Source organism: Gordonia sp. 852002-10350_SCH5691597 (assembly GCF_001665715.1).
GTDB lineage: Bacteria > Actinomycetota > Actinomycetes > Mycobacteriales > Mycobacteriaceae > Gordonia > Gordonia sputi.
The window spans coordinates 23,808-36,510 of the sequence record NZ_LZMO01000260.1; the positions used below are offsets into that span (position 1 = coordinate 23,808).

The 12,703-nt window shown below is 65.8% G+C and carries 11 protein-coding genes; 5 read left to right on the top strand and 6 right to left on the bottom strand.

The genetic code is table 11. From position 1 onward, the window contains the following. The first annotated feature begins 55 nt into the window (after positions 1–55). From A5777_RS19355 to glgB, 4 genes are all read left to right on the top strand, one after another. The gene (locus tag A5777_RS19355) at positions 56–667 is read left to right on the top strand and encodes an isochorismatase family protein (protein ID WP_064863890.1); all 612 of its coding nucleotides are present in this window, start codon (positions 56–58) and stop codon (positions 665–667) included. Positions 668–738: 71 nt separating this feature from the next. Then, positions 739–2,853: an ATP-dependent DNA helicase gene (locus A5777_RS19360; RefSeq protein WP_064863899.1), complete on the top strand. Its 2,115-nt coding sequence runs from the start codon at positions 739–741 to the stop codon at positions 2,851–2,853. A gap of 137 nt (positions 2,854–2,990) precedes the next feature. Beyond that, positions 2,991–4,991, top strand: a complete 2,001-nt coding sequence (locus A5777_RS19365) for a maltotransferase domain-containing protein (protein ID WP_064863891.1) — start codon at positions 2,991–2,993, stop codon at positions 4,989–4,991. Positions 4,992–4,998: 7 nt separating this feature from the next. Further along, positions 4,999–7,206 (top strand): 1,4-alpha-glucan branching protein GlgB, encoded by a 2,208-nt coding sequence (gene glgB / locus A5777_RS19370; RefSeq protein ID WP_064863892.1) that lies wholly within the window; start codon positions 4,999–5,001, stop codon positions 7,204–7,206. 59 nt (positions 7,207–7,265) lie between these two features. Here the strand turns inward: glgB and A5777_RS19375 are convergent, their stop codons facing one another. The 6 genes from A5777_RS19375 to A5777_RS19400 all read right to left on the bottom strand — a co-directional run bounded on the left by A5777_RS19375 (position 7,266) and on the right by A5777_RS19400 (position 12,310). Further along, complete coding sequence (locus A5777_RS19375) at positions 7,266–7,901, bottom strand: hypothetical protein (RefSeq protein WP_156529431.1); 636 nt, start codon at positions 7,899–7,901, stop codon at positions 7,266–7,268. A gap of 141 nt (positions 7,902–8,042) precedes the next feature. After that, entirely contained in the window at positions 8,043–8,948 is a 906-nt protein-coding gene (gene trxA / locus A5777_RS19380; protein ID WP_064863894.1) for a thioredoxin, read from the bottom strand. Between the two features lie 86 nt (positions 8,949–9,034). After that, positions 9,035–10,264: an MFS transporter gene (locus tag A5777_RS19385; protein WP_082933756.1), complete on the bottom strand. Its 1,230-nt coding sequence runs from the start codon at positions 10,262–10,264 to the stop codon at positions 9,035–9,037. Between the two features lie 31 nt (positions 10,265–10,295). After that, positions 10,296–10,601, bottom strand: a complete 306-nt coding sequence (locus tag A5777_RS19390) for a thiamine-binding protein (protein WP_064863896.1) — start codon at positions 10,599–10,601, stop codon at positions 10,296–10,298. Between the two features lie 59 nt (positions 10,602–10,660). Continuing rightward, positions 10,661–11,032, bottom strand: coding sequence for a DUF3817 domain-containing protein (locus A5777_RS19395; RefSeq protein ID WP_064863897.1), 372 nt, complete (start codon positions 11,030–11,032; stop codon positions 10,661–10,663). A 72-nt stretch (positions 11,033–11,104) separates the two neighbouring features. Then, a complete protein-coding gene (locus A5777_RS19400; RefSeq protein WP_064863900.1) occupies positions 11,105–12,310 on the bottom strand; it encodes an acetyl-CoA C-acetyltransferase in 1,206 nt (401 codons plus the stop codon). A 79-nt stretch (positions 12,311–12,389) separates the two neighbouring features. Here A5777_RS19400 and A5777_RS19405 point away from each other — a divergent pair. Further along, a partial coding sequence (locus A5777_RS19405; RefSeq protein ID WP_231895119.1) for a VOC family protein occupies positions 12,390–12,703 on the top strand: 314 nt, incomplete at its 3' end.

The following is a 12,703-nucleotide window of genomic DNA, read 5'->3' on the forward strand; positions in this document are numbered from 1 at the left end:
CGATCACACAGCAGCCGATCACACAGCAGCCCAGCCACGACCCGAGGAGATCGGAATGTCCAGCCCACACTTCGACGACGACGTCAGTCCAGCCCAAGCGCTCATCGTCGTCGACGTCCAAAACGACTTCTGTGAGGGTGGCGCACTGGGCGTGAACGGCGGCACTGCGGTCGCGCGGTCGCTGAGGTCATTGACGGACGACTACGGCATCGTCGTGGCCACGCGTGACTACCATATCGATCCGGGCGCACATTTCTCCGACGATCCCGACTTCGTGGACACCTGGCCGCCGCACTGCAGGGTCGGGACGGACGGCGTCGTGTTCTCGCCCGAGTTCGATACCTCCGCGGTCCAAGAGGTGTTCTCCAAGGGTGCCTATAGCGCGGCGTACTCCGGATTCGAGGGCGCTTCGGACGACGGCACCACGCTCACGGACTGGCTGCGCGCCCATGACGTGCGCAGTGTCGACGTGGTCGGCATCGCGACCGATCACTGCGTACGCGCCACTGCGATCGACGCCGCGAACGAGGGATTCGACACCCGCGTCTTGTTGAACTTCACTGCGGCAGTCTCCGAACCGACCGCCAACGCCGCGCTGACAAGCATGCGCGACGCCGGCGTCACGCTCGTGGGCGATCTGGTCTACGGCGGACAGGCCGCTTCCTAGTGACCGATCTATCTGTAGCGAATGCCGCCAAATCGGACGCCGCGGGGCCAACCACCTCGCGGGCGACCGGGCTGCCGCCGGTGACCGCCCTCCTCGACACCGCCGTGACCGCGCTGTCGGGCAAACGCCGCGACGGGCAGGTCCGCATGGCCTCCGCCGTCGCCAACGCGATCGACACCGGCCAGCACCTCGCAGTGCAGGCGGGTACGGGCACGGGAAAGTCGTTGGCCTACCTGGTGCCTGCCATCCGGCACGCCGTCGAGTCCGGCGACACCGTGGTGGTCTCCACGGCGACCATCGCACTGCAGCGCCAACTCGTCGAGCGCGACCTGCCCCGGCTCTCCAAAGCTCTCAAGGGTGCGCTCGGCCGCGAGCCGACATTCGCGATCCTCAAGGGTCGCGGAAACTACCTGTGCCTGAACAAGATTCACGCCGGGACCGTCGAGGAGCCGGACACCGAGCTGTTCGACGCGTTCGAACTCTCACGCACCGGCCGAGAGGTCACGCGCCTGCGCGAGTGGGTCTCCGACACCGACACGGGCGACCGCGACGACCTCTCCCCCGGCGTCACCGACCGATCGTGGCGGCAGGTCAGCGTCACCTCGCGCGAGTGTCTCGGGGCGTCGAACTGCTCGTATGCAGAGGACTGCTTCGCCGAACGGGCACGGCGCAAGTCGGGGCAGGTCGACGTCGTGGTGACCAATCACGCACTGTTGGCGATCGACGCGATGAGTCCGGCCAACGTGCTGCCCGACCACCATGTGGTGATCGTCGACGAGGCTCACGACCTCGTCGACCGCATCACTTCGGTGTCGACATCCGACCTCTCTGCCGCCTCGATCGCGGTGGCCGCCCGACGCTGCGGCAAGCTCATCGACGAGGAAACCGTCGACGCGCTGATCGGCGCGGGCGAGCAACTCGGCGACATGCTTGACGACGCCCCCAAGCGCGAGTGGACCGCCATGCCCGCGGATGCCGCGCTGGTTCTGGCGACGCTGCGAGATCGGTTGTGGCTGGCGCGTTCGGCCATCGGTCCCGCCCGCGGACCGGGCGGCGCCGACGACGGCCAGGGCGCGGCACGGTCGGCTGCGCTGACCTCGTTGGAAGAACTCCACGACACCGCCGTCCGTGTACTCGGCGCCTTCGACGAACCCGACCCGGCGAAACGACGCGACGTCGTCTGGGTGGCAGAAGAACGCACCGGCCGATCGGAATCGTCGACGCGCACCGTGCTGCACATAGCACCGCTGTCGGTCGGCGGACTGCTGCGCGCGACGCTGTTCACCGAGTCGACCGTCATCCTCACCTCCGCGACACTGACCATCGGCGGCTCCTTCGACGCTCTCGCAGCCACGTGGGGGCTGCCGGCAGCGGGCCGCGGCACCGACACCCCCATCGCCGACGACATCGCGCTCGGCGCAACACGCAACGACGGTGGGGCACGCAACGACACACCCGCACGCGACGTCACCGCAACGGGCAGCGCCGCGCCCTCCGATGGTTCGCCGATGCGGTGGACGGGCCTCGACGCCGGCTCACCGTTCGACTACCCACGCTCGGCGATCCTCTACGTCGCACGTCATCTACCCCGACCTGGACGCGACTCCATCGCCGCCGCAACACTCGACGAGCTCGCCGCGCTTACCGAGGCCGCGGGTGGTCGTACGCTCGGGCTGTTCTCGTCGATGCGCGCCGCCCGCGAGGCCAGCGAGGCGCTTCGCGCGCGCAGTGATCTCCCCATCCTGTGCCAGGGCGACGACACCACCGCAGCGCTCGTCGCACGCTTCGCCGACGACCCGCGGACCTGCCTGTTCGGCACGCTGTCGCTGTGGCAGGGCGTCGACGTCCCCGGCCCGTCGTTGTCGCTGGTGATCATCGACCGCATTCCGTTCCCGCGCCCCGACGATCCCCTACTCGGTGCCCGCCAGCGCGCAGTCACGTCGCGGGGAGGAAACGGATTCCTGTCGGTCGCAGCCAATCACGCTGCGTTGCTGCTGGCGCAGGGCGCCGGGCGACTCCTGCGGTCGGTCGACGACCGCGGCGTGGTCGCCGTCCTCGATTCGCGTCTGGCGACGGCAGGATACGGCGGTTATCTCCTCGCATCCATGCCGCCGTTCTGGCGCACGACCGACCCCGACGTGGTCCGCGCGGCACTCGGCAGACTGGCCGCCGTACGGCTACGGTGAGTCTGACGCCCGGATTCGGCATCACGACCCGGCGACGTCACTAGTGTTGAACTCAACGCCACTAGAGTGAACGCAACACTGTGGGATCGATGAGGACTCCCGGCCCTGCGCGTGGCCGCTGACGAGAGGGGGCCGAAGTGATCGGCCGGATGGGCATCGACGACATCCAACCATTGGTCTCCGCAGGGCAATACCCTGCCAAATGCGTTGTCGGAGAATTGATCCCGATCAGCGCGACCGCGTGGCGAGAGGGACACGACGCACTCGGCGTCACCCTGCACGTCGAAACGCCCTACCGCACCTCGTTCGACGTCCGCATGTCACCCGCGACGGAACCCGACGCCTTCAACGCGGCCATAGTTCCCGACGCTGTCGGCTACTGGACCTTCCGCATCGAGGCGTGGAGTGATCCGTACGCGACGTGGCGGTCGGCGGTCACCAAGAAGATCGACGCCGGTCAGGGTGCGGAGGACCTCGCCAATGACCTCGAGACCGGCGCACGGATTCTCGGCGAAGCGGCGCAACAGGTCGACGGTACCGACCGCCAGTTGTTACTCGACGCCGTCGACTCACTTCGCTCGAGGCGCAGACGCGTCGAGAATCGCGTGGGAATTGCGTTGTCCGACGAGGTCGTCGACCTTCTCGACGCACATCCCGTGCGTGAACTCGTGACCAAGAGTCGTAATCTGCGGATTTGGACCGACCGACGTCGCGCGCTCTACGGATCGTGGTACGAGATGTTCCCGCGATCGACGGGCGGCTGGGACAACGACGGCAACCCCGTGCACGGCACGTTCCTGACCGCGGCTCAAGATCTCTCGCGCATCGCCGACATGGGATTCGATGTGGTCTACCTGCCGCCAATCCACCCGATCGGCGAGGTCAACCGCAAGGGGCCCAACAACACGTTGGTCGCGGCGCCGAACGACGTCGGATCGCCGTGGGCGATCGGGTCGGCGCAGGGTGGTCACGACGCGATCCACCCACAGCTCGGCTCGCAGGAGGACTTCGAGTATTTCCTCTCTCGCGCAAGCGAACTCGGCATGGAGGTCGCACTCGATCTGGCCCTGCAGACCGCCCCCGACCATCCGTGGGCGACCGAGCATCCCGACTGGTTCACCACCCTGCCGGACGGCACGATCGCCTACGCCGAGAATCCGCCGAAGAAGTACCAGGACATCTACCCACTGAACTTCGACAACGATCGCAACGGCATCTACCGTGCGGTACTCGAGGTGGTGCTCGCGTGGAACAAGTTGGGCGTCAAGATCTTTCGGGTCGACAACCCGCACACCAAGCCACCGAACTTCTGGGAGTGGCTGATCACCGAGGTCAAAAAGCGCGACCGCGACGTGCTGTTCCTCGCGGAGGCATTCACCAGACCTGCACGACTCTATGGCCTTGCACGCCTTGGTTTCACACAGTCCTACACCTACTTCACCTGGAAGACCGCGAAGTGGGAACTCGAGGAGTTCGGCCGCGAGATCGCCTCGCACGCCGACGAGTCGCGCCCCAACCTCTTCGTCAATACCCCTGACATCCTGCATGAGAGCCTGCAGCACGGCGGACCGGGCATGTTCGCGCTACGCGCGGCACTGGCCGCCACCTTGTCGCCGACCTGGGGTGTCTACAGCGGCTATGAGCTGTACGAGCACCTGCCCGTGCGCGAGGGCAGCGAGGAGTACCTCAATTCCGAGAAGTACGAACTCCGCCCACGCGACTACAAGGGAGCCGCGAGTCGCGGCGAGTCACTCGAACCGTGGATCACCTCACTCAATGCGATCCGCCGACGCCATCCGGCCCTGCAGCAGTTGCGCAACATCACCTTTCACCACCTCGACAACCCGGCTCTGATCGCCTACTCCAAGCTCGACCCGGTGTCAGGTGACCGTGTCGTCGTGGTGGTCAACATCAATCCGTTCGGTGCCGAGGAGTCGACGCTCTGGCTCGACATGCCCGCGCTCGGATTCGACTGGCAGGAACGCTTCGTCGGCAGAGACGAGGTCTCCGGTGAGGAATTCGGCTGGGGCCAGGCGAATTACGTACGACTCGAACCATGGCGCGCCGTCGCACACATCGTCGCGCTTCCTCCCCTGAATCCCGACGCCGCCCGCCGACTCTCCTACCGAATCCAGTGAGCACACCGTGACCAGCACGCAGCCCGACCCCTTCGCTTCCGACCACGACCTTCGACGTCTGATGTCGACGACGCATCCCGACCCGCACTCGTTCCTCGGCGCCCACGACGCGCCCGGGGGTAACACGATCCTGCGGACGCTGCGTCCCAACGCGATCTCGGTGTCAGCGGTCATCGGCGGCGTCGACTATCCGATGCACCATCAGACCGACGACCTGTTCGTCGTCACCGTACCGATCACCGACCTCATCGACTACCGCTATCGAGTCGTCTACCCCGACGGGCACGGCGGCACAACAGAGTTCGTCGTCGCCGACGGTTATCGGTTCCTCCCGAGCATCGGTGACCTCGATCTGCATCTGTTCTCCGAGGGCAGGCACGAGGAGCTCTGGAAGGTTCTCGGCGCGCACACCGTCACCTACACCACACCAGACGGCGACGTTCCCGGCACGACGTTCTCCGTGTGGGCACCCAACGCGCATGGCGTCGTCGTGATCGGTGATTTCGACGGCTGGAGCGGACGGTCGACGCCCATGCGATCGATGGGGCCGTCGGGCGTGTGGGAGTTGTTCATCCCCGACGTCGGCGAGGGCACGCTGTACAAGTTCCGCATCCACGGCGCCGACGGCACTCTCCACGACAAAGCCGACCCGATGGCCAGGCGCACGGAGGTTCCGCCCGCCACCGCGTCGGTGGTCACCCGCTCGAATTTCGTCTGGTCCGACGACGACTGGATCGAGCGTCGGATCGAGAGCGAACCGACACGTGAACCGATGAGCGTGTACGAGGTGCATCTGGGTTCATGGCGCAAGGGGCTCGACTACCGCGAACTCGCTGAGCAACTCGGCGCCTATGTGATCGAGAAGGGCTTCACCCACGTCGAGTTCCTGCCCGTCGCGGAGCACCCGTTCGGTGGCTCGTGGGGATATCAGGTCACGTCGTACTACGCGCCGACGGCCCGCTTCGGCAAGCCCGACGACTTCCGTTACCTGGTCGACCATCTGCATTCGTTGGGAATCTCGGTGCTCATCGACTGGGTCCCCGCACACTTCCCCAAGGACGAATGGGCGCTGGCCCGCTTCGACGGCACACCACTCTACGAGAACGCCGACCCGATGCGGGGCGAGCAACTCGACTGGGGCACATACGTTTTCGACTTCGGGCGACGCGAAGTGCGCAACTTCCTCGTCGCCAACGCACTCTATTGGATCGACGAATTCCACGTCGACGGACTGCGCGTCGACGCGGTGGCGTCGATGCTCTACCTCGATTACTCACGGCCGGCGGGCGGCTGGCGACCGAACATCTACGGCGGCAGAGAGAATCTCGAGGCCGTGCAGTTCCTGCAGGAGACCAACGCGACGGTCCACAAACTCTTCCCCGGCGCGGTGACCGTCGCCGAGGAGTCGACGGCCTGGCCCGGCGTGACACGCATGACCGACCTCGGCGGACTGGGTTTCAGCCTCAAATGGAACATGGGCTGGATGCACGACACGCTGGGCTATCTGGGGCGCGACCAGATCCACCGCAGCTTCCATCACCACGAGATCACGTTCTCGCTGATGTACGCGTGGAGTGAGAACTTCGTGCTCCCGCTCTCACACGACGAGGTGGTGCACGGCAAGGGCACGCTGTGGAGCCGGATGCCCGGCGACTCCTGGACGAAAGCCGCAGGCGTGCGTGTGTTCCTCGCATACCAGTGGTCGCACCCCGGAAAACAACTGCTGTTCATGGGCCAGGAGTTCGGTCAGACCGCCGAGTGGGCCGACAACCGCAGCTTGGACTGGTATCAGCTACAGGGCTGGGAAGGCGAACTGCACCAGGGGATCTCGGCGCTGACCACCGATCTCAATCGGGTCTACCGCGAGCGCCCCGCCCTGTTCACGCAAGACACCGATCCCCAGGGCTACGAGTGGATCGACGCGAACGACACCGCGAACAACGTCATCAGCTTCCTGCGATGGGGTTCCGATGGCTCGGTGGTGGCGTGCCTGTTCAATTTCTCCGGTGCCGACCGCAGCGACTACCGAGTGGGACTTCCCCGCGCCGGTACCTGGATCGAGATCCTCAACACCGACGCCGCCGCCTACAGCGGCGCGGGTAGGGGCAATCTGGGCGCGGTCGAGGCCGACGGCGAGGGCTGGCACGGGAGGCCGGTCTCGGCGTCGGTCACGATTCCTGCCAACTCGGCGATCTGGCTCGCACCGGCAGAATGACGCTCAACGTGCGATGTACTGTGAGCGCCCCGGATCTTTTCGCGGCGCGGGCATTGCCGCTAACTTTCCGCCGGGATTACGACACCGAGATCAACACAGGCCGACTTCCCTGTGCGGGACGAAGCACAAACAGTCAGGCCCTTCAATCGTTCTTCTGCACTCAGCCTCGATGAAAAGTCATCCGGAATATCCAATGCGACCGAGTATCCGTCGTGCGCGGCAATCACTTGCGGACACGGTGCCCAGTTCTGTGCACCCGTGTTCGTACATTTCACATTCAACTTACTTTCGTCCAGGTAAAAATCTGCACCATACGAAAGATAGACGCCGCCAAGAAAGGCGTCCTGTTGACCTTCATTGTTCATTCGCAACGTGATACCGCGCGCCGTCGCCTTCGTCCAGTCCCCTGCCGGAATCTCGGTCAGCGAACCGTCGTCCGCACGCTGATAGCTCCTATAGTGCGAATCTCCTGGAAGATAGAGCCGCACATACCCAGCATAGAGCTGAAGATAGTCACCTTGCCTTTTTGCTGCCTCGGTCTGGATCGCCACAGCTGATTTAGCATTCGAATAAGAGAGCACTGCAAATACTAAGGCAATAATCGAAACCACGACCGCAGAAATCGATGTCAAGTTCTTGAGGAGTTCGGACTCAAAGAATTTATGCATCGTGTCCCCCTGCCAGCTCTGCCGCAACGAAGTGACTATATCCCGACTATCGCTCGTCCACCGCAAAAAGGCGTGCGGTGCACGACGAGGAGCCCCGAGGGCTGCATGCTTCGGGGATCTACAGCGTCAGCCATGAGCGAAGATCGCCGACGAACCTCGGGAAGCGAGTCAGAACAGCGCGGCAGCCAGCTTTCGACGAGCGGCCACCACGAAGGGCTCGGCAGGGTCGAACAGCTCGAACAGCTCGAGCAGCCGGGTCCGCGCACGCGTGCGGTCGTCGCCGGAGGTCGCCTTCACCACGTCGATGATGCGCGTGAATGCTCCCTCGGGATCCTGACCGAGTAGCAGTACATCCGCAGCCGCGAGCTGGGCGTCGACGTCTGTCGCAGCGGCGTTCTCGACGATCGCCGGGTCATGAGCCTGGGCACGGAGCATGAAGTCGAGGTTGCGCACCAACGATGCGGCCTCGACGTTGTCGGGCTCGGCCTCGGCGATGGCGCGGTAGTCGGCGAGCGCGCCATCGAAGTCGCCCGCGTTCATCTTGTCCTCGGCGGCGGCCATGCGCGGATCGTCGGCGATCTCCTGCTCTGCCTCGGGGGCAGGAGCCCCAGCGAGCGCACCGCCGACCTGGGCGAGGATCTGATCGATCCAGTCGACGATCTCGGCCTCAGGACGCGCGCCATTGAAGGCGGCGACGGGCTGACCGGCGGCGAGTGCGACAACCGTCGGAATCGACTGCACACCGAAGGCCTGCGCGATCTGCGGGTTCGCGTCGACATCGATCTTGGCGAGGACCCAGGCGCCGCCAGAGGCGTTGGCGAGCTTCTCCAACACCGGCGACAACTGCTTACACGGACCGCACCACTCCGCCCAGAGATCGACCAGGACAAGCTGTCTCGTCGACCGGGCGAGGACCTCGGTCTCGAAGGTCGCATCCGTCACGTCGATCACGTTGCCGCCGGTCGGCGCCGCTCCAGCGCTGGGCCGCTGGGCTGCCGCGGCGGGTTGACGCGCCTGTGCTCGTTGCGCCTCGGCCTTCTCCTTCAGTGCGGAGAGGTCGACTGCACCTGACATGGCAACTGTCGCGGCGGCTTGCTGACGTGCTGCGGCGCCGGCCTGAGTGCGTGCTGCATTTCCCTGAGGCCTGGGGGTCGGTCGTGTCACCCCTCTAGTGTGTCACGGACGTCCCGACCACTCACCGGTCGTGCGGCCGGACGTACCACCGGCGCTGCCACCAACGCGAAGACCAGCGCGCCGATGACGGGTGTCAGGCCGACCGACACCCCCGAGTGACCCGCGATGAACCCGACGATCGCAGGTCCCGACAGCATCCCGAGGTAGCCGCAGCCGACCACGGTAGAGATGGCACGTCCGCTCGACGAAGTCGTGAGATTGCCTGCAGCCGTGAAGATCTGCGGGATCAGCCCGGCGAGACCGACGCCGAAGATGGTCCAGCCGACGATCGCGATGACCGGTTCGGGAGCGAGAATCGCCAAGGTGATTCCACAGATGCCGAGCGCCGAACCCACCCGTACCACCCAGACGGGGCCGAGCCGCCCAGCGATCGGGTCGATGCCGAAGCGGGCAAATGTCATCGCGGCACTGAACGCCCCGAACGCCACAGCGCCGACCGCGTCGCGCGTACCGAAATCTTCGACGATCTGCAGCGCACTCCAGTCATATGCCGTTCCCTCGGCCAGCATGAGTGCAAACGCCACGGCCGCGAGGATTGCCAGTCGACGCAGGTCCAGTCCATGCCACCAACGCGCGCCTGTCGTCGACGCATCGTCGTCTGTCGACCCACCTGCCTCCGACGCCGAGGCCGCTTCGACCAATCCCCCACCATCAGGCGCGACGAGCGAGCGGGCACACACCGCGACGAGCACCAGCCCGAGTAGCGCCGACACCCCGACAGTCGCGACGACGCCGACCTGCGCCCACAACGTCGCGGCGACGACGAGCGACCCGGCAAGGCCGCCGAGCGAGAAGAACCCGTGAAACGACGACATGATCGGTCGGCGATACGCCCGCTCAACCGCGACGGCCTGGGCGTTCATCGAGACGTCGAGGCTGCCGTTGACGAACCCGAAGAGCACGAGCGCGACGGCGAGCTGACCGGTATTCGACGCCACCGCGGGCCCGATCATGACCGGACACAGCAGCGTCGCCGCGACCAAAGTCGTGGTGCGCGAACCGTATCTGTCGAGAGCATGCCCGCTGACCTGCATGCCGACGAATGCCGAGCCGCCGAGCAACAGCAGCAGCCCGCCGAGCTGCTCGTGCGAGGTGCCGGTGTGGGCGGTGATGACGGGAATGTGGGCCACCCACAACGCTGCGAGAAAGCCGTTCAGGAAGAAGATCGCCGAGACCGCACCGCGCGCACGCGTCAGCGTGGATCGTCGAGCAGGCGCGCGGGCCGAGTCAGGACAGATGCCGCATCACCCGGTCGACCTTGCCGGTCAGTTCGTCGGTGTGGCCGGGGCGGATGTCGGCCTTGATGACGAGGCCCACACGCGGGGCGAGTTCGCCGACCGCGTCGGTGGCGCGTTTGATCACGTCCATCACCGCGTCCCAGTCACCCTCGATGTAGGTGAACATCGCGGTGGTCTGGTGTGGAAGACCTGATTCGCGCACCACCCGCACGGCCGCCGCGACGGCTTCGCTCATGCCTCCGTCGTCACCGACGGCGTCGCCACCCGACGGCGTGAGACTGAATGCGGCGATCATCGTCGGCTCCTCTGCAAGTGATGCGGAATCGGAAGCGACCAGGGTCGCTTACCGGGACGTCAGGCCGCGTACTGGGGCGGCGTCGACTCGGCGTCGACCTGCCCCGACAACTCGGCCAGGTGCCCGTTGCGACGTGCCCACCACTCGAACACCAGCGTGCCGAACGGCGGGATGCTGGAGATCAGCGCGAGGGCGGTAACCGAGAGGCTCCACCGCAACGACACCGCGGTGACGATCGAGATCAGAACGAAGACGACGAAGACGATCCCGTGCACCATGCCGGGAACCGCGACGGCCTCGGTGTAGCCGAGCACCCACTTGAAGAACATCGCCACCAACAGCGCGGCCCAGGTGATTGCCTCGAGTACGGCGACGAACCGGAAGCGCTTGGCCGGGGTGGACAGGTCGAAGAATTGCCTCATATAACCCATTGTGCCTGACACGGATGCCTACTACGACAGGGCGTAGTAGGCATCCGTGATCACGAACGTGGTGAAGTGACCTCAGGCCTTGGGCACGCGAATGATGAGCGCGTCGCCCTGACCGCCCGCGCCACAGAGCGCAGCAACACCGACGCCCCCACCCCGACGCTGCAGTTCCAGCGCGAGGTGCAGCGTGATGCGTGCTCCGGACGTCCCGATGGGATGGCCGATCGCGATGGCCCCACCGTTGACGTTGACGATGTCGGGGTTGATGCCGAGCGCCTTGGTCGAGGCCAGACCGACCGCGGCGAACGCCTCGTTGATCTCGACGAGGTCGAGATCGGCTGGCGTGATTCCCGCTCGCGCACAAGCCTTTTCGATGGCGTTGGCGGGCTGGAGCTGCAGCGAGGAGTCGGGGCCCGCAACCACGCCGTGCGGACCGATCTCGGCGAGCGGCGTCAGGCCGAGTTCTGAGGCCTTCGCCTTGCTCATCACGACGACGGCGGCGCCGCCGTCGGAGATCTGCGACGAGTTGCCCGCGGTGATGGTGCCGTCCTTGCGGAATGCCGGGCGCAGTCCCGCGAGAGTGTCGGCAGTGGTGTCGGCACGAATACCCTCGTCCTCGGCAAACTCGATCGGGTCGCCCTTGCGCTGCGGGATGCTCACCGGAACGACCTCGTCGGCGAACAGCCCGTTCTTCCACGCGGTCGCGGCGAGCTGGTGACTACGCGCAGCGAACTCATCCTGCTCGGCGCGGGTGAAGCCGTCTGTGTCGTTGCCCTGCTCGGTCAGCGCACCCATCGGCTGATCAGTGAAGGCGTCGTAGAGTCCGTCGAATGCGGTGTGGTCCACGAGTTCGGTGTTGCCGTACTTGAATCCGCTGCGGCTTCCCGGCAGCAGGTGCGGTGCCTGGGTCATCGACTCCTGGCCACCGGCCACGACGCACTCGAACTCACCGGCACGGATGAGCTGGTCGGCCAGCGCGATCGAGTCGATGCCCGACAAGCACATCTTGTTGATGGTCAGCGCGGGAACGTCCCACCCGATTCCGGCTTTCACCGATGTCTGACGCGCGGGCATCTGTCCCGCGCCTGCGGTGAGCACCTGGCCCATGATCACATAGTCGACAGCTGACGCCGGGACGCCTCCGCGCTCGAGCGCAGCCTTGATGGCGATCGCACCGAGATCGACACCGCTGAAGCCCTTCAGCGAGCCGAGGAGCCGACCGAACGGCGTGCGCGCGCCGGCGACGATCACCGACGTCGCCTGATCTGTTGCCGGGGACATGAGGACCTCCAAGTACTGGGCAGCGACCAACCGAGCGGTCGCTCTGTTCGTATGACGCCTTAAACGTTACCTTTATCGCATGACGCCCTCATCATCCGTGCCCCCCGTCGAATCGGCAGTTGCATCCGATTCCGACACCGCAGCCGCGGTCGGCTCCGCCGGCGCGACAGCACTCATCTCCGACCTCGTGGTGGCCATCGACCACGTCGGTATCGCGGTGCCCGATCTCGACGCCGCGAAGCAGTGGTACGCCGACCATCTGGGCTTCGTCACCCTGCACCAGGAGAAGAACGAGGAGCAGGGCGTCGAGGAGGCAATGGTCGGCCCCGCGGACGCAGGTACCGGCGCGGTCATCCAACTGCTCGCACCGGCGTCCGAGTCGTCGACGATCGC